At 57.8% G+C, this 18,091-nt stretch carries 16 protein-coding genes; 15 read left to right on the forward strand and 1 reads right to left on the reverse strand.

Annotation, left to right across the window (positions count from 1 at the left end; translation table 11 throughout):
• The first annotated feature begins 73 nt into the window (after positions 1–73).
• The 12 genes from sdhC (at position 74) to ACA073_RS07925 (ending at position 14,612) form a co-directional block, all read left to right on the forward strand.
• Positions 74–448: a succinate dehydrogenase, cytochrome b556 subunit gene (gene sdhC / locus ACA073_RS07870; RefSeq protein ID WP_497402790.1), complete on the forward strand. Its 375-nt coding sequence runs from the start codon at positions 74–76 to the stop codon at positions 446–448.
• Positions 442–810 (forward strand): succinate dehydrogenase, hydrophobic membrane anchor protein, encoded by a 369-nt coding sequence (sdhD, locus tag ACA073_RS07875; RefSeq protein ID WP_007959040.1) that lies wholly within the window; start codon positions 442–444, stop codon positions 808–810. The genes sdhC and sdhD overlap by 7 nt, the downstream gene beginning before the upstream one ends.
• A 3-nt stretch (positions 811–813) precedes the next feature.
• Positions 814–2,589: a succinate dehydrogenase flavoprotein subunit gene (gene sdhA / locus ACA073_RS07880; protein ID WP_392886571.1), complete on the forward strand. Its 1,776-nt coding sequence runs from the start codon at positions 814–816 to the stop codon at positions 2,587–2,589.
• 11 nt (positions 2,590–2,600) lie between these two features.
• On the forward strand, positions 2,601–3,305 hold the full coding sequence (locus ACA073_RS07885) for a succinate dehydrogenase iron-sulfur subunit (protein ID WP_157711726.1): 705 nt from the start codon (positions 2,601–2,603) through the stop codon (positions 3,303–3,305).
• A gap of 261 nt (positions 3,306–3,566) precedes the next feature.
• On the forward strand, positions 3,567–6,398 hold the full coding sequence (locus tag ACA073_RS07890) for a 2-oxoglutarate dehydrogenase E1 component (protein WP_497402791.1): 2,832 nt from the start codon (positions 3,567–3,569) through the stop codon (positions 6,396–6,398).
• 42 nt (positions 6,399–6,440) lie between these two features.
• Positions 6,441–7,661 carry a 2-oxoglutarate dehydrogenase complex dihydrolipoyllysine-residue succinyltransferase gene (gene odhB / locus ACA073_RS07895; protein WP_157711728.1) on the forward strand — a complete coding sequence of 407 codons (1,221 nt, stop codon included), beginning with the start codon at positions 6,441–6,443 and terminating at the stop codon, positions 7,659–7,661.
• Between the two features lie 110 nt (positions 7,662–7,771).
• The gene (gene lpdA / locus ACA073_RS07900) at positions 7,772–9,208 is read left to right on the forward strand and encodes a dihydrolipoyl dehydrogenase (protein WP_497402792.1); all 1,437 of its coding nucleotides are present in this window, start codon (positions 7,772–7,774) and stop codon (positions 9,206–9,208) included.
• 198 nt (positions 9,209–9,406) lie between these two features.
• On the forward strand, positions 9,407–10,573 hold the full coding sequence (gene sucC, locus ACA073_RS07905; protein ID WP_007898980.1) for an ADP-forming succinate--CoA ligase subunit beta: 1,167 nt from the start codon (positions 9,407–9,409) through the stop codon (positions 10,571–10,573).
• Positions 10,573–11,454, forward strand: a complete 882-nt coding sequence (gene sucD / locus ACA073_RS07910) for a succinate--CoA ligase subunit alpha (RefSeq protein WP_056859731.1) — start codon at positions 10,573–10,575, stop codon at positions 11,452–11,454. Before sucC ends, sucD begins: the two co-directional genes overlap by 1 nt.
• A 429-nt stretch (positions 11,455–11,883) precedes the next feature.
• Positions 11,884–13,197, forward strand: coding sequence for a branched-chain amino acid transport system II carrier protein (gene brnQ, locus ACA073_RS07915; protein ID WP_497402793.1), 1,314 nt, complete (start codon positions 11,884–11,886; stop codon positions 13,195–13,197).
• 276 nt (positions 13,198–13,473) lie between these two features.
• Positions 13,474–14,211: a DUF599 domain-containing protein gene (locus ACA073_RS07920; RefSeq protein WP_497402794.1), complete on the forward strand. Its 738-nt coding sequence runs from the start codon at positions 13,474–13,476 to the stop codon at positions 14,209–14,211.
• Positions 14,211–14,612 carry an MAPEG family protein gene (locus tag ACA073_RS07925; RefSeq protein WP_214381637.1) on the forward strand — a complete coding sequence of 134 codons (402 nt, stop codon included), beginning with the start codon at positions 14,211–14,213 and terminating at the stop codon, positions 14,610–14,612. The genes ACA073_RS07920 and ACA073_RS07925 overlap by 1 nt, the downstream gene beginning before the upstream one ends.
• Positions 14,613–14,678: 66 nt before the next feature.
• Here ACA073_RS07925 and ACA073_RS07930 read toward each other — a convergent pair whose 3' ends face one another.
• Positions 14,679–14,924, reverse strand: a complete 246-nt coding sequence (locus ACA073_RS07930; RefSeq protein WP_497402795.1) for a hypothetical protein — start codon at positions 14,922–14,924, stop codon at positions 14,679–14,681.
• A gap of 158 nt (positions 14,925–15,082) precedes the next feature.
• Here ACA073_RS07930 and ACA073_RS07935 point away from each other — a divergent pair, with 158 nt between their 5' ends.
• The 3 genes from ACA073_RS07935 to htpG all read left to right on the forward strand — a co-directional run bounded on the left by ACA073_RS07935 (position 15,083) and on the right by htpG (position 17,994).
• A complete protein-coding gene (locus tag ACA073_RS07935; protein WP_497402796.1) occupies positions 15,083–15,559 on the forward strand; it encodes a PaaI family thioesterase in 477 nt (158 codons plus the stop codon).
• The gene (locus ACA073_RS07940; RefSeq protein WP_497402797.1) at positions 15,556–16,008 is read left to right on the forward strand and encodes a PaaI family thioesterase; all 453 of its coding nucleotides are present in this window, start codon (positions 15,556–15,558) and stop codon (positions 16,006–16,008) included. The genes ACA073_RS07935 and ACA073_RS07940 overlap by 4 nt, the downstream gene beginning before the upstream one ends.
• Positions 16,009–16,089: 81 nt before the next feature.
• The gene (htpG, locus tag ACA073_RS07945) at positions 16,090–17,994 is read left to right on the forward strand and encodes a molecular chaperone HtpG (RefSeq protein WP_497402798.1); all 1,905 of its coding nucleotides are present in this window, start codon (positions 16,090–16,092) and stop codon (positions 17,992–17,994) included.
• Positions 17,995–18,091 lie beyond the last annotated feature (97 nt).

Consider the following 18,091-nt stretch of genomic DNA (forward strand, 5'->3'; position numbering starts at 1 on the left):
TGTTTACCTGACCAGTGCACTCCCCAACAACTTTGCCCTGATTGTTAGGGGCTCTTCAGTGTGAAAAAAAGCCGTGAAAAGCCAACGACCTGTAAACCTAGACCTAAGGACCATCAAACTCCCCATCACCGGCGTTACGTCGTTTCTTCACCGTGTTTCCGGCATCATCCTCTTCCTGGGCCTTGGCTTCATGCTGTATGCATTGAGCAAATCCCTGGGTTCCGAGGAAGGTTTTGCCGACGTGAAGGCAACCTTGACCAGCCCTCTGGCCAAGTTCGTAGCATGGGGCCTCCTGTCCGCTCTTCTGTATCACCTGGTAGCCGGTGTGCGCCATTTGATCATGGACATGGGCATCGGTGAGACGCTGGAAGGCGGCAAGCTGGGCTCGAAAATCATTATCGCCGTGTCTGCGGTGTTGATCGTTCTGGCGGGAGTTTGGATATGGTAACCAGCGTTACGAACCTGTCGCGTTCAGGCCTCTATGACTGGATGGCACAGCGTGTGTCTGCGGTCGTTCTCGCGGCTTATTTCATCTTCCTGATCGGATACCTCGTTGCGAATCCGGGCATTGGCTACGACCAGTGGCATGGCCTGTTCGCCCACAACGGAATGCGTATCTTCAGTCTGCTGGCCCTCGTTGCCCTTGGCGCTCACGCCTGGGTCGGCATGTGGACCATCGCGACCGACTACCTGACGCCGATGGCGCTGGGCAAGTCCGCGACTGCAGTACGTTTCCTTTTCCAGGCGGTATGCGGCGTTGCAATGTTCGCTTACTTCGTCTGGGGTGTGCAGATTCTCTGGGGTATCTGATTCATGTCTACTACAGTTAATACGCTTTCGTTCGACGCCATCATCATTGGCGGCGGCGGTGCTGGCATGCGCGCTGCGCTGCAACTGGCACAGGGTGGTCACAAGACTGCCGTGGTCACCAAGGTTTTCCCGACTCGTTCGCACACCGTATCCGCCCAGGGTGGCATCACCTGCGCCATCGCGTCCGCTGATCCGAACGATGACTGGCGCTGGCACATGTACGATACCGTCAAGGGTTCCGACTATATCGGTGACCAGGACGCTATCGAATACATGTGTTCCGTAGGCCCGGAAGCGGTCTTCGAACTCGAGCACATGGGTTTGCCGTTCTCCCGTACCGAACAGGGCCGCATCTATCAGCGTCCGTTCGGCGGTCAGTCGAAAGACTTCGGTAAAGGTGGCCAGGCTGCCCGTACGTGCGCCGCTGCCGACCGTACCGGTCACGCACTGCTGCACACCCTGTACCAGGCCAACCTCAAGGCCGGCACCGTATTCCTCAACGAATACTACGGCGTCGACCTGGTGAAGAACGAAGACGGTGCCTTTGTCGGCATGATCGTCATCTGCATCGAAACCGGCGAAACTTCCTACGTCCGCGCTAACGCCACCGTTCTGGCGACTGGCGGCGCAGGCCGTATCTACTCGTCCACCACCAATGCCCTGATCAACACCGGTGACGGCGTCGGCATGGCTTTGCGTGCTGGCGTACCGGTACAAGACATCGAAATGTGGCAGTTCCACCCGACCGGCATCGCCGGCGCCGGTGTACTGGTTACAGAAGGCTGCCGCGGTGAAGGCGGTTACCTGATCAACAAGCACGGCGAGCGTTTCATGGAGCGTTATGCTCCGAACGCCAAAGACCTGGCGGGTCGTGACGTTGTTGCTCGTTCGATGGTAAAAGAAATCATCGCCGGCAACGGTTGCGGTCCGGATGGCGACCACGTAATGCTGAAACTCGATCACCTCGGTGAAGAAGTTCTGCACAGCCGTCTGCCAGGCATCATGGAACTGTCCAAGACCTTCGCTCACGTCGATCCAGCCGTGGCGCCGATTCCGGTCGTTCCAACCTGCCACTATATGATGGGCGGCGTTGCCACCAACATTCATGGTCAGGCAATCACTCAAGACGCTGACGGCAAAGACCAGATCATTCCTGGCCTGTTCGCTGTAGGCGAAGTGGCGTGCGTATCGGTTCACGGTGCCAACCGTCTGGGCGGCAACTCGCTGCTCGACCTGGTGGTATTCGGTCGTGCCGCCGGCCTGTTCCTGGAGCAGACCCTGAAAGAAGGCGTTGATTACGCCCGTCCTCGCCAGTCCGACATCGACGCTGCCCTGGCACGTCTCGATGGCCTGAACTCGCGTACCGAAGGCGAAGACGTCGCCACTCTGCGTAAAGAACTGCAAAGCTGCATGCAGAACTACTTCGGTGTATTCCGTACCGGCGAATACATGCAGAAGGGTATCGCCCAGCTGGCTGATCTGCGTGGCCGTATCGCCAACGTCAAGATTAACGACAAGAGCCAGGCGTTCAACACGGCTCGTATCGAAGCCCTGGAACTGCAAAACCTGCTGGAAGTGGCCGAAGCCACTGCCATCGCTGCAGAGATCCGCAAAGAGTCCCGCGGCGCTCACGCCCGTGAAGACTTCGAAGATCGCGACGACGAAAACTGGCTGTGCCACACCCTGTACTTCCCGGGTGACAAGCGCGTGACCAAGCGTGCTGTGAACTTCTCGCCGAAGACTGTTCCGACTTTTGAACCTAAGATTCGGACTTATTAAGGGTGGCCGCCATGTTGCAAGTCAGTGTTTATCGCTACAACCCTGATCAGGACGCTGCGCCGTTCATGCAGGAATTCCAGGTCGATACCGGTGGTAAAGACCTGATGGTGCTGGACGTGTTGGCCCTGATCAAAGAGCAGGACGAAGGTTTCTCCTATCGTCGCTCTTGCCGTGAAGGCGTTTGCGGTTCCGACGGCATGAACATCAACGGCAAAAACGGTCTGGCGTGCGTCACGCCGCTGTCTTCTGTCGTAAAAGGTAACAAGCTGATTGTTCGTCCGCTGCCAGGTTTGCCGGTTATCCGTGACCTGGTCGTCGACATGAGCATCTTCTACAAGCAATACGAGAAGGTGAAGCCATTCCTGCAGAACGACACGCCGGCTCCGGCCATCGAGCGTCTGCAGACTCCGGAAGAGCGTGAAAAGCTCGACGGTCTGTACGAGTGCATCCTGTGCGCTTGCTGCTCGACCTCTTGCCCGTCCTTCTGGTGGAACCCGGACAAGTTCCTGGGTCCAGCTGCCCTGCTGCAAGCGTACCGCTTCCTGGCAGACAGCCGCGACACCAAGACTGCCGAGCGTCTGGCTTCGCTGGATGACCCGTTCAGCGTATTCCGCTGCCGCGGGATCATGAACTGCGTCAACGTCTGTCCGAAAGGCCTGAACCCGACTAAGGCCATCGGTCACGTACGTAACATGCTGCTGCAAAGCGGCGTGTGATTCAGCTGCTGTACCCGTAGGACCGCAGTACCCGTAGATGCTACGGCGCAGGCTTCAACCGGCGCCGTAGTTTTAACCTGAGCAGCAGCTATAAAGCTGCCGCTCTTATTTTGAAGAAATGAGACAAGCAGGGGCATCCGGGCTGGTACCCGGACTATCAGCGTGATCCTAAGTGGCTTGTTTTGGTCGCTGCATTCGGACTTCTGCAAGTTTGCTCGGTGTCGACGCCGGTGGTGTTCCCCTAACCGAGGGTGACCAAGCATGCAAGAAAGCGTGATGCAGCGCATGTGGAACAGCGCCTACCTGTCCGGTAGTAACGCTGCCTATGTGGAAGAGCTCTACGAGCTCTACCTGCACGACCCTAACGCTGTGCCAGAAGAGTGGCGCACCTACTTCCAGAAGTTGCCTGCTGACGGCAACACTGCTACCGATGTTTCGCACTCGACAATTCGCGATCATTTCGTCTTGCTGGCAAAGAACCAGCGCCGCGCACAACCGGTTTCCGCCGGCAGCGTGAGCAGTGAGCACGAGAAGAAGCAAGTTGAAGTGCTGCGATTGATCCAGGCCTACCGTATGCGTGGCCACCAGGCAGCCCAGCTTGACCCGCTGGGGCTGTGGCAGCGTCCTGCACCTGCAGACCTGTCGATCAATCATTACGGCTTGACCAATGCCGATCTTGATACGACCTTCCGTGCCGGCGACCTGTTCATCGGCAAAGAGGAAGCGAGCCTACGCGAAATTCACGAAGCGTTGCAGCAGACATATTGCCGCACCATCGGCGCTGAATTCACGCATATCACCGATTCCGAGCAGCGCCAGTGGTTCCAGCAGCGTCTGGAAAGCGTGCGTGGTCGTCCGACGTACTCCGCCGACATCAAGAGCCACCTGCTCGAGCGCGTCACTGCTGGCGAAGGCCTGGAAAAATACCTGGGTACCAAATACCCGGGTACCAAGCGTTTCGGTCTGGAAGGCGGCGAAAGCCTGATTCCGATGCTCGACGAGTTGATCCAGCGTTCCGGTTCCTACGGCACCAAGGAAATCGTTATCGGCATGGCCCACCGTGGCCGTCTGAACGTGCTGGTCAACACCTTCGGCAAGAACCCGCGCGAGCTGTTCGACGAGTTCGAAGGCAAGAACAAGGTCGAGCTGGGTTCCGGTGACGTTAAATATCACCAGGGCTTCTCGTCCAACGTGATGACCACCGGCGGTGAAGTTCACCTGGCCATGGCGTTCAACCCGTCCCACCTGGAAATCGTATCTCCAGTGGTCGAGGGTTCGGTTCGCGCCCGTCAGGATCGTCGTAACGACCCTACCGGCGAGAAGGTTCTGCCGATCTCCATCCACGGTGACGCGGCATTCGCCGGTCAAGGCGTGGTGATGGAAACCTTCCAGATGTCGCAGACCCGCGGTTTCAAGACCGGCGGTACCGTGCACATCGTGATCAACAACCAGGTCGGTTTCACCATCAGCAACCCGCTGGACTCGCGTTCCACCGAATACGCGACCGACGTTGCGAAAATGATCCAGGCGCCGATCCTCCATGTGAATGGTGATGATCCGGAAGCCGTATTGTTCGTGACCCAGCTGGCCATCGACTACCGCATGCAGTTCAAGCGTGACGTGGTGATCGACCTGGTCTGCTACCGTCGTCGCGGCCACAACGAGGCCGACGAGCCAAGCGGCACCCAGCCGATCATGTATCAGCAGATCATCAAACAGCGCACCACCCGTGAACTGTACGCCGATCGTCTGACCCAGGGCGGTGTGCTCGACGCAGAGCGTGTTCAGGCGAAAGTCGACGAATACCGCAACGCGCTGGACAACGGTCTGCATGTTGTAAAAAGCCTGGTCAAAGAGCCGAACAAAGAGTTGTTCGTGGACTGGCGTCCGTACCTGGGCCACGCCTGGACTGCGCGTCACGACACGCGTTTCGATCTGAAAACCTTGCAGGAACTGTCCGCCAAGCTGCTGGAAATTCCGGAAGGCTTCGTGGTTCAGCGCCAGGTCTCGAAAATCTACGAAGACCGTCAGAAGATGCAAGCCGGCGGCCTGCCGATCAACTGGGGTTACGCCGAAACCATGGCGTACGCGACCCTGGCGTTTGAAGGTCACCCGATTCGCATGACGGGTCAGGACATCGGTCGCGGTACGTTCTCGCACCGTCACGCTGTCTTGCACAACCAGAAAGACGCGGGCACCTACATCCCGCTGCAAAACCTGTACAAGGGCCAGCCACGTTTCGACCTGTACGATTCGTTCCTGTCCGAAGAAGCCGTACTGGCGTTCGAATACGGTTATTCGACCACCCAGCCAAACGCGCTGGTTATCTGGGAAGCCCAGTTCGGCGACTTCGCCAACGGTGCCCAGGTAGTTATCGACCAGTTCATCACCAGTGGCGAGCACAAGTGGGGCCGTCTCTGCGGTCTGACCATGTTGCTGCCGCACGGTTATGAAGGTCAGGGTCCGGAGCACTCGTCGGCTCGTCTGGAGCGTTACCTGCAGCTGTGCGCCGAGCACAACATTCAGGTGGCCGTACCGACTACGCCGGCTCAGATCTACCACTTGCTGCGCCGTCAGGTGATTCGCCCGCTGCGCAAACCTCTGGTAGTCCTGACTCCGAAGTCGCTGCTGCGTCACAAGCTGGCCATCTCGACTCTGGAAGATCTGGCGGAAGGTTCGTTCCAGACCGTTATCCCGGAAATCGATGCTCAAGACCCGAAAAAGGTCGAGCGCGTTGTCCTGTGCAGCGGCAAGGTCTACTACGACTTGCTGGAAAAACGCCGTGCCGAAGGTCGTGAAGACATCGCCGTCGTGCGTATCGAGCAGCTGTACCCATTCCCTGAGGACGACTTGAACGAAGTCCTGGCTCCTTATACCAACCTCAAACATATCGTTTGGTGTCAGGAAGAGCCGATGAACCAGGGTGCCTGGTACTGCAGTCAGCACCACATGCGCCGCATCATCGGCAATCACGACAGGTCGCTCTTTCTCGAGTACGCCGGCCGTGAAGCTTCTGCTGCACCGGCTTGTGGTTATGCATCGATGCACGCCGAGCAGCAGGAAAAACTGCTGCAAGACGCCTTCACTGTTTAACGCCTTCGCGCACCTGAAACCGAATTTAAGGACCCACAGATAATGGCTATCGAAATCAAAGCCCCCACTTTCCCGGAATCGGTTGCCGATGGCACCGTTGCCACCTGGCACAAACAACCGGGCGACGCTGTAAAGCGTGACGACCTGATCGTCGACATCGAAACCGACAAGGTTGTGCTGGAAGTGTTGGCGACTGCTGACGGCGTGCTGGGCGCTATCGTCAAGAACGAAGGCGACACCGTTCTGTCCGACGAAGTCCTGGGCTCCATCGAAGCGGGCGGCGCTGCTGCCGCTCCAGCTGCTGCCGCTGCTCCGGCTGCTGCACAAGCTGCTGCTCCAGCCGCCGAAGGCGAAGACGATCCTGTTGCTGCACCGGCTGCTCGCAAGCTGGCTGAAGAAAACGGCATCAACATCGCTTCCGTTGCCGGCACCGGCAAAGGCGGTCGTGTGACCAAGGAAGACGTGGTTGCAGCCGTTGCTGCCAAGAAAGCCGCTCCGGCTGCCGCGCCTGCCAAGGCTGCTGCTCCGGCTGCCGCTGCTCCTGTGTTCGCCGCTGGCGACCGCATCGAGAAGCGCGTTCCGATGACCCGCGTTCGCGCTACCGTGGCCAAGCGTCTGGTAGAAGCCCAGTCGAACATGGCGATGCTGACTACTTTCAACGAAGTCGACATGACCGAAGTCATGGCCCTGCGTTCGAAGTACAAGGATCTGTTCGAGAAGTCCCACAACGGCGTACGCCTGGGCTTCATGTCGTTCTTCGTGAAAGCGGCCACCGAAGCGCTGAAACGCTTCCCGGCTGTCAACGCATCGATCGACGGCGGCGACATCGTTTACCACGGCTACGCTGACGTCGGTGTGGCTGTTTCCAGCGACCGCGGCCTGGTTGTACCGGTTCTGCGTAACGCCGAACTGATGAGCCTGGCTGAAATCGAAGGCGGCATCGCCACCTTCGGCAAAAAGGCGCGTGACGGCAAACTGTCGATGGACGAAATGACCGGCGGCACGTTCACCATCACCAACGGTGGTACCTTCGGTTCGATGATGTCGACTCCGATCGTCAACCCGCCGCAAGCGGCTATCCTGGGCATGCACAACATTCTGCAGCGTCCTATGGCGATCAACGGTCAGGTCGTTATCCGTCCGATGATGTACCTGGCACTGTCTTACGATCACCGTCTGATCGATGGCAAAGAAGCTGTGACCTTCCTGGTTACCATCAAGAACCTGCTGGAAGACCCGGCTCGTTTGCTGCTGGATATCTGATTTCGTTGCACGGGCCGCTGCGGGATGGGCGGCCCACTTGTAATGACCAGCTTCGTCCCACGACAGTCCCCAAAAGGGACTGTCCGGTTTGATTCGAGAAGGAATGACACATGACTCAGAAATTCGACGTGGTAGTGATTGGCGCGGGCCCTGGCGGCTACGTGGCTGCCATTAAGGCAGCGCAGCTTGGTCTGACGACTGCCTGCATCGAGAAATACACCGACAAGGAAGGCAAACTGGCCCTGGGCGGTACTTGCCTGAACGTCGGCTGCATTCCATCCAAGGCGCTGCTGGACAGCTCCTGGAAATACAAGGAAGCCAAAGAAGGCTTCGCGATCCACGGTATCAATCACGCTGGCGTGACCATGGACGTGGCCGCAATGGTTGGCCGCAAAGCCAACATCGTCAAAGGCCTGACCTCTGGCGTTGCTACCCTGTTCAAGGCGAACGGCGTCACTTCCCTGCAAGGCCACGGCAAACTGCTGGCCGGCAAGAAAGTCGAACTGACCAAGCCAGACGGCACCGTTGAAATCATCGAAGCCGAGAACGTGATTCTGGCTTCGGGCTCGCGTCCGATCGACATTCCACCGGCTCCGGTTGACCAGAAAGTAATCGTCGATTCGACCGGCGCGCTGGAATTCCAATCGGTTCCAAAACGTCTGGGCGTGATCGGCGCTGGCGTGATCGGTCTGGAACTGGGTTCGGTATGGTCGCGTCTGGGCGCTGAAGTCGTTGTTCTGGAAGCGCTGGAGAAGTTCCTGCCTGCCGCTGACGACGCCGTTTCCAAAGAAGCCTACAAAACCCTGACCAAACAAGGTCTGGACATCAAGCTGGGCGCTCGCGTCACCGGTTCCAAAGTGAACGGCGACGAAGTCGTTGTGAACTACACCGATGCCAACGGCGAACAGAACATCACTTTCGACAAACTGATCGTTGCCGTTGGTCGCCGTCCAGTGACCACCGAACTGTTGGCTGCCGACAGCGGTGTGAACATCGACGAGCGCGGTTTCGTATTCGTTGACGACCAGTGCGCCACCAGCGTACCGGGCGTTTACGCGATCGGTGACGTGGTTCGCGGCATGATGCTGGCGCACAAGGCGTCCGAAGAAGGCATCATGGTGGTCGAGCGCATCAAGGGTCACAAAGCGCAAATCAACTATGACCTGATCCCGTCTGTTATTTATACTCACCCGGAAATCGCGTGGGTCGGCAAAACCGAGCAGACCTTGAAGGCTGAAGGCGTTGAAGTTAACGTTGGCACCTTCCCGTTCGCAGCCAGTGGCCGTGCCATGGCAGCCAACGATACCGGCGGTTTCGTGAAAGTCATTGCCGATGCCAAGACTGACCGCGTATTGGGCGTCCACGTGATTGGCCCGAGCGCTGCAGAACTGGTTCAGCAGGGCGCGATCGGTATGGAATTCGGCACCAGCGCTGAAGACCTGGGCATGATGGTTTTCTCCCATCCGACCCTGTCTGAAGCCTTGCACGAAGCAGCTTTGGCAGTGAATGGCGGCGCCATTCACATCGCCAACCGCAAGAAGCGTTAAGACACAATAAGAAACCACGGCGGTTTGGCCCGTCGTGAGCCTTGCATGCAAGACTCACCGCGGAATATCCGCTGGACGCAGTCTTGCGTAGCTGCACCGGTTGTCCGGAAAGGCTACGCAAGCAGCAGTCACAGGTGGTGCGGCACTTGAACAAGTGCAGCACCGAATGCGCAGTACCTAACGAAGACGGTAATAAGCATGAATCTTCACGAGTATCAGGGTAAGCAGCTGTTCGCTGAGTACGGCCTGCCAGTTTCCACCGGTTATGCGGTAGACACCCCGGAAGCAGCAGCAGAAGCTTGCGACAAAATCGGCGGCACCGAGTGGGTTGTCAAAGCCCAGGTCCACGCTGGTGGTCGCGGTAAAGCGGGCGGCGTAAAGCTGGTTCGCAGCAAAGAAGACGCCAAGGCATTCGCACAGCAGTGGCTGGGCAAGCGTCTGGTGACTTACCAGACTGATGCCAATGGTCAGCCAGTCACCAAGATCCTGGTTGAGTCGTGCACTGATATCGCTAAAGAGCTGTACCTGGGCGCTGTCGTTGACCGTTCGAGCCGTCGCATCGTGTTCATGGCTTCCACCGAAGGTGGCGTGGACATCGAGAAAATCGCTCACGACACCCCTGAGAAAATCCTCAAGGCCACTATCGATCCACTGGTTGGCGCTCAGCCATTCCAGGGTCGCGAGCTGGCATTCCAGCTGGGTCTGGAAGGCAAGCAGGTGGCTCAGTTCGCCAAGATCTTCGTAGGTCTGGCCAAACTGTTCAAGGATCACGACCTGGCTCTGCTGGAAGTGAACCCGCTGGTGATCAAGGCTGACGGCGATCTGCATTGCCTCGACGCCAAGATCAACATCGACGCCAACGCCATGTACCGTCAGCCTAAGCTGAAGACTTTCCACGATCCGTCGCAAGACGATCCGCGCGAAGCGCACGCTGCCAAGTTCGAACTGAACTACGTAGCGCTGGAAGGCAACATCGGTTGCATGGTCAACGGTGCTGGCCTGGCCATGGGTACCATGGACATCGTCAACCTGCATGGCGGCAAACCAGCCAACTTCCTCGACGTGGGCGGCGGTGCTACCAAAGAACGCGTTACCGAAGCGTTCAAGATCATCCTGTCCGACACTAACGTCGCTGCAGTACTGGTCAACATCTTCGGCGGCATCGTTCGCTGCGACATGATTGCCGAAGGCATCATCGGCGCTGTGAAAGAAGTCGGCGTGAAAATCCCGGTTGTTGTTCGCCTTGAAGGCAACAACGCTGAGCTGGGCGCTAAAGTACTGGCAGAAAGCGGTTTGAACATCATCGCTGCTACCAGCCTGACCGACGCTGCTCAACAAGTCGTTAAAGCTGCGGAGGGCAAATAATGAGCGTCCTGATCAATAAAGACACCAAAGTTATCTGCCAGGGTATTACCGGTTCGCAAGGTAGTTTCCACACCCAGCAAGCCATCGAATACGGCACCAAGATGGTTGGCGGCGTAACACCTGGCAAAGGCGGCACCGAGCACCTGGGTCTGCCAGTGTTCAACACCGTGAAAGACGCTGTAGCTGCCACTGGCGCCACCGCCAGCGTGATCTACGTTCCAGCTCCTTTCTGCAAGGACTCCATCCTGGAAGCAGCATTCGGCGGCATCAAGCTGATCGTTTGCATCACTGAAGGCATTCCTACCCTGGACATGCTGGATGCCAAGGTCAAGTGCGACGAGCTGGGCGTAGTCCTGATCGGTCCTAACTGCCCAGGCGTGATCACTCCAGGCGAATGCAAGATCGGCATCATGCCAGGTCACATTCACTTGCCAGGCAAGGTCGGTATCGTTTCCCGTTCCGGCACCCTGACCTACGAAGCTGTTAAGCAGACCACTGACGCCGGTTTCGGTCAGTCGACTTGCGTCGGCATCGGCGGTGACCCGATCCCGGGTTCGAACTTCATCGACATCCTGAAGCTGTTCCAGGAAGACCCGAAGACCGAAGCGATCGTGATGATCGGCGAGATCGGCGGTTCGGCTGAAGAAGAAGCGGCTGCCTACATCAAGGCAAACGTGACCAAGCCGGTTGTTTCCTACATCGCTGGTGTGACTGCCCCTGCGGGCAAGCGCATGGGCCATGCTGGCGCAATCATCTCTGGCGGCAAAGGCACTGCAGACGAGAAGTTTGCTGCCCTGGAAGACGCAGGCGTTAAAACCGTGCGTTCGCTGGCAGACATCGGCAAGGCTTTGTCCGAGCTGACCGGTTGGGCTGTCAAGTAAGCCTCGCGCTTAGCTGACGCTTCACCAAACAAAGGCCACCGTCGGGTGGCCTTTGTCGTTTCTGGGATTTGTGTTGTTGGTGCTGGCCTCTTCGCGAGCAAGCCCGCTCCCACATTGGATCTGTGGTCAACATGGCTCTGGTGTGCGGCGGCGATCAGTGTGGGAGCGGGCTTGCTCGCGAAGACGGACTTACAGGCGCCAACCATTTACATGCAAAAACGCGACACAAAAATGTCGCAGATCGGATAGTTCGCCCCCTAACAGTGCGTTTGTCGTGCAAATTCGTTAGGCTAGCCGCCATTTTTGCGTCCGCATCCCACAAGGAAGCTTCGCGCTAAAGGGTCGGTCCTATGCGGACCGACAGCATTTCCCTCACCCATAAGGGAAATCCCTCTCTAAATTCCGATTCAGTAGTGTGGTATTTCCTTAATGAAAGTGTTGAAAGGCCAGGACATCCTGGCGCTTGGTTTTATGACGTTTGCCCTGTTTGTCGGGGCTGGCAACATCATCTTCCCGCCTATCGTCGGTTTGCAGTCCGGGCCTCATGTCTGGATGGCGGCGCTGGGCTTTCTGATCACTGCGGTCGGTTTGCCGGTGATCACCGTTGTAGCCCTGGCCAAGGTCGGCGGCGCCATGGATGCCTTGAGCAGCCCGATCGGCAAAGTCGCCGGTGGCCTGCTGGCCGCTGCCTGCTACCTCGCCGTTGGGCCGCTGTTCGCAACGCCGCGCACCGCGACCGTATCGTTCGAAGTGGGCCTGGCGCCGCTGACCGGCGAAAGCCCGCTGGCGCTGTTCCTCTATAGTTCGGTGTACTTCCTGCTGGTGTTCTTCATCTCGCTCTATCCGGGCCGTTTGCTGGATACCGTAGGACGTTTCCTTGCGCCGCTGAAGATCATCGCCCTGGCCGCACTCGGCATTGCCGCGTTCGCGCTGCCGGCCGGTGATATCGGCGTGGCGACACCTGAGTATGTGGCGGCACCGTTTTCCCAGGGTTTCATCAATGGTTACCTGACCATGGATACTCTGGGCGCACTGGTGTTCGGCATCGTTATCGTCAACGCCATCCGCTCCCGCGGCGTCGAGTCACCGGTGTTGATCACCCGCTACGCGATCATTGCCGGGCTGATTGCCGGCGTTGGTCTGGCGCTGGTGTATGTCAGCCTGTTCCGCCTCGGTTCGGGCAGCCATGAAGTGGCTGCGGGTGCTACCAACGGCGCGGCGGTGTTGCACGCTTACGTTCAACACACCTTTGGCTCATTGGGCAGCGGTTTCCTCGCGGTACTGATCTCCTTGGCCTGCCTGGTAACAGCCGTCGGTCTGACCTGCGCCTGCGCCGAATACTTTAGCCGTGTGCTGCCACTGTCCTACAAGACGTTGGTCATCCTCCTGGCCGCGTTCTCCCTGCTGGTGTCCAACCTGGGCCTCACCAAGCTGATCGCGTTCTCGATCCCGGTGCTCACCGCGATCTACCCGCCGTGCATCGCGCTGGTCGCCCTGAGCTTCTGCAAGGACTTCTGGCATGAGCAGGGCCGAATCGTCGGTCCGGTGATGCTGGTGTCGTTCATCTTTGGCCTGATCGACGCGCTCAAGGGCGCGGGTCTGGCGGACTGGATGCCGACGCAACTGGCTCACCTGCCGCTGAGCGAGCAAGGGCTGGCGTGGCTGGTGCCGTCGGTCATGACGCTGGTAATTGCGGTGGCTTGCGACCGCCTGCTGGGCAAGCGCGAAGAAGCGCTGGCTTAAGCTTTAAGGCTTGCCACAAGCGAGTCTCAAGCAGAAACAGAAATGCCCCGTATCAATCGATACGGGGCATTTTTTATGCGCGTGATGCAGTGTCCTTTTCCTTACGCTAACGTCGAAGCATTGCAAAAATCTAATGTGGGAGCGGGCTTGCTCGCGAAGGGGGCTTATCATTCAACATTGATGTCTACTGACCCACCGCCTTCGTCGGAACGCCGCCCGGAGCAAGCCCGCTCCCACAGGGTTCCGGTACTCCGCAAACACATCACAAGGACCTGCATGTCGTTCATCCACACCAACCTGATCCACATACTTGCCGCTGTCTGGTTTGTCATCTGCTGGGGCGGCTACACCCGTTATGCGACGTGGAAGGGCCGTGACACTGCGTGTCTGGCCAGTGTGCTGCACCTGTACCGCGAAGACTGGATGCGCCGCATGCTGCTGCGGGACAACCGCATCGCCGACGCCAGTGTGGTCGGCAACCTGGAGCGCAACGCTTCGTTCTTCGCCTCCAGCACGCTGATTATCCTGGCCGGCATTCTCACCGTGCTGGGCGCGTCGGAGAGGGCGGTGTCGTTGCTGGCGGATATCCCGATGGTGCAGCAGGCCTCCCAGGGGATGTCCGAGATCAAGTTGCTGTGCCTGGCGCTGGTGTTTGTGTATGCGTTCTTTACGTTCAGCTGGTGCATGCGCCAGTACAACTTCGCGGCCATTCTGATCGGCTCTGCACCCATGGTCGGCGAAAGGCATGTCTCGGAGCAGGAACGCAAAGCCTTTGCTGCACGGGCGGCGCGTGTCATCTCAATGGCCGCCAACCAGTTCAACTTCGGCCTGCGCTCCTATTACTTCGGCATGACCATGCTGGCCTGGTTTGTCAGCCCCTGGTTGTTCATGTTGATGAGTGCCGGCGTGGTGCTGGTGCTCTATCGTCGGGAGTTTCATTCCGACGTTCTCGACGTGATGGTCTATACCCCTACAGAGGCGCCATTGCCTGAAGCGAACAAAGAGGCTGCTTGATGAGTATTCCGTTCTGGTGTGTGTTTATCAGCGCCTTGCTGATTTACGTGGCCCGCATGCCGGTGGCCAAGGCCATGAAAGAGCAGGGCGGTTATAACAACCACCTGCCACGCCAGCAGCAGGCACAACTCACCGGCTTCGGTGCCCGAGCGGTGGCGGCCCATCAGAACTGCTTCGAAGCCTTCATATTGTTCGCGGTGGGGGTGTTGATGGCGCACACCACACAGACGGCGGGATGGCTGATTGATTCGCTGGCCATCATCTTCGTGATTACGCGCATCATTTACTTATTGTGCTATTGGGGCGATCTGGCCTGGCAACGAAGTCTGGTGTGGTTTGTCGGACTAGTGTGTTCGTTGCTGCTGATGATTAGTCCGACTTTTAGAACTATTTTGCTCTAGCGGGGCAAATGACAGGCAAAAGAAAACCCGCACTTGGCGGGTTTTCTTTATCACGCTAAAAACGTTTTAGTTTTTAGGTGCTTCTTTTGCTGCTTCTTTTGCTGCAGCTGCATCCGATTCAGCCTGAGCTTTGGCTGCTTCGGCGTTTTCTTTCGCAGCGTCGTTCACTTTATCCTGAGCTTTGTTCATGTCTTGCTGAGCTTGCTCAGCATGTTGGGTGGCATCTTGAGCTTTGTCCTCGGATTTTTTATCGCAGGCAGCGAGACCGAGGGAAGCGGTCAACATCAAGGCAATAGCTAAAGTCTTACGCATGGGGTGTTTCTCCTTATGGAAAATATCTACTTGGCCTTTCGAGCACAGCGATCAGGGTTAAGTTCCTCAATTCGCTCAGATATATAAGATTATTCCCACGGGAACTTTTACCGACACGCCTAGTGCGATGTCGGGATACTAAGAAGAGTTTTTATCAAATGGCCGAAAACCCCGTTTTTGAGCGCGCGACGCGATTTTTATCGGCATTGCGACACTGTCAGGTACTCGGGCTGCGAGTTCACAGCGCCAGCAGTGACGGGCTCACCGTGATTCTGCCGTACAGCCCGCAAATCATCGGTAACCCGCAAACCGGCGTGATCCACGGCGGTGCGCTGACGACCTTGATGGACACCGCGTGTGGCATGTCCACCCTTTGCGTGCTGCCCGAGTTCGAAGTCTGCCCGACCCTCGATTTACGCATCGACTACATGCACGCGGCCGAGCCGCATAAAGATGTGTATGGCTTTGCCCAGTGTTACCGGGTCACCACGGACGTGATCTTCGCCCGTGGTTTTGCCTATCAGGACGATCCCGAACAGCCCATCGCCCACGTCGTGGGCACGTTCATGCGCATGGGCAAGGCCGTCAAAGGCACCAAAGGGTTTGGTGGCGCCATCGCCGGAGGGGTGAAATGACCGACAACTTCAAGGGACAACTGCAACAGGCCCATGAGCAGGGCGACTATGCCGCGCTGCTGCACCTGATTCCCTACGCCAAATTGATCGGTGTCGAATGCTCGCGGGTCGGGGATGACCTGTTGTTTCGCCTGCCGGCGAACAAGGACAACATTGGTAACCCTTTATTGCCGGCGATTCATGGCGGCGTGATTGCCGGATTTATGGAGCTGTCCGCCGCGCTGCACCTGCTGATTCTCACTGGTTCGCCGGGCGTGCCGAAGATCATCGACTTTTCCCTCGACTACCTGCGTGCCGGGCAGTTTCGCGACACCTGGGCCAGATGTCAGGTGTGCCGTCAGGGGCGGCGTGTCGCAAACGTGGCAGTGACCGCCTGGCAAAGCACCGAAGCCGAACCCATCGCCACCGCCCGTGCCCACTTCAAAATCGATGAGCCCTTGAAATCCTGATCCGAGCCCCCAACTCTGATGACAACCCGCCGCCGACCCTTTAGGTCGCGGCCACTGCCATCTGATTGGAGTTTGATGACCATGAGTGTGGAAACTCAAAAGGAAACCCTGGGCTTCCAGACCGAGGTGAAGCAATTGCTGCACCTCATGATCCATTCGCTGTATTCCAACAAGGAAATTTTCCTTCGCGAATTGATCTCGAACGCCTCTGACGCTGTCGACAAATTACGTTTCGAAGCCCTGTCCAAGCCTGAATTGCTGGAAGGTGGCGCCGAACTGAAAATCCGTGTGAGCTTCGACAAAGACGCCAAAACCGTCACCCTCGAAGACAACGGTATCGGCATGAGCCGTGAAGATGCGATCACCCACTTGGGCACCATCGCCAAATCCGGCACCGCTGATTTCATGAAGCACCTGTCTGGCGATCAGAAAAAGGATTCGCACCTGATCGGTCAGTTCGGTGTCGGTTTCTACTCTGCATTCATCGTTGCCGATAAGGTCGACGTGTTCAGCCGTCGCGCCGGTGCTGCCGCCAGCGAAGGCGTGCACTGGTCGTCCAAGGGCGAAGGCGATTTCGAAGTTGCCACCGTCGAGAAAGCCGAGCGTGGCACTCGCATTGTCCTGCACCTGAAGTCCGGTGAAGACGAGTTCGCCGATGGCTGGCGCCTGCGCAACATCATCAAGAAGTACTCCGACCACATCGCTTTGCCGATCGAGTTGCCGAAAGAAGTGGCAGCCGTCGAAGGCGAAGTGAAGCCAGCCGTTGAATGGGAAACCGTCAACCGCGCCAGCGCCCTGTGGACCCGTCCTCGCACCGAGATCAAGGACGAGGAATACCAGGAGTTCTACAAACACATCGCTCATGACTTCGAAAATCCGCTGAGCTGGAGCCACAACAAGGTCGAAGGCAAGCTCGAGTACAGCTCGCTGCTTTACGTACCGACCCGTGCTCCGTTCGACCTGTACCAGCGTGAAGCGCCGAAGGGCCTGAAGCTGTACGTGCAGCGCGTGTTCGTCATGGACCAGGCCGAGTCGTTCCTGCCGCTGTACCTGCGCTTCATCAAAGGCGTGGTCGATTCCAACGACCTGTCGCTGAACGTGTCGCGGGAAATCCTGCAGAAAGACCCGATCATCGATTCCATGAAGTCGGCGCTGACCAAGCGCGTGCTGGACATGCTGGAAAAACTGGCGAAGAACGAGCCTGAGCAATACAAGGGCTTCTGGAAAAACTTCGGTCAGGTCATGAAAGAAGGCCCGGCAGAAGACTTCGCCAACAAAGAGAAAATCGCTGGCCTGCTGCGTTTTGCGTCCACTCAGGGTGAAGAAGGCGAGCAGGTTGTAGGTCTGGCCGAGTACCTGGCTCGCGCCAAGGAAGGTCAGGACAAGATTTACTACCTGACCGGCGAAACCTACGCGCAAGTCAAAAACAGCCCGCACCTGGAAGTCTTCCGCAAGAAAGGCATCGAAGTGCTGCTGCTGACCGACCGCATCGACGAGTGGTTGATGAGCTACCTCAGCGACTTCGACGGCAAGAGCTTTGTCGACGTGGCGCGTGGTGACCTGGACCTGGGCAACCTCGACTCGGAAGAGGACAAGAAAGCCGCGGAAGAAGTCGCCAAGTCCAAAGAAGGTCTGGTCGAGCGTCTGAAAACTGCACTGGGCGATTCGGTTGCTGAAGTGCGGGTTTCCCACCGTCTGACCGACTCCCCGGCGATTCTGGCCATTGGCGAGCAGGACCTGGGTATGCAAATGCGTCAGATCCTCGAAGCCAGTGGTCAGAAGGTGCCGGATTCGAAGCCGATCTTCGAATTCAACCCGGCTCACCCGCTGATCGAGAAACTCGACAACGAGCAGAGCGACGAGCGCTTCGGCGACCTGTCGCACATTCTCTTCGACCAGGCGGCCCTGGCGGCCGGCGACAGCTTGAAAGACCCGGCAGCGTATGTGCGCCGCCTTAACAAGCTGCTGGTTGAACTGTCGGTTTAACGGCGTTGTATAAAAAAAACCCGCTTCGGCGGGTTTTTTTATTCTGGTTTTTTACCGATCGTTACCACGTCAGGAATTGATGCTGCTTTTGATGCTT

The sequence above is a fragment of the Pseudomonas sp. LBUM1670 genome (genome assembly GCF_059695695.1).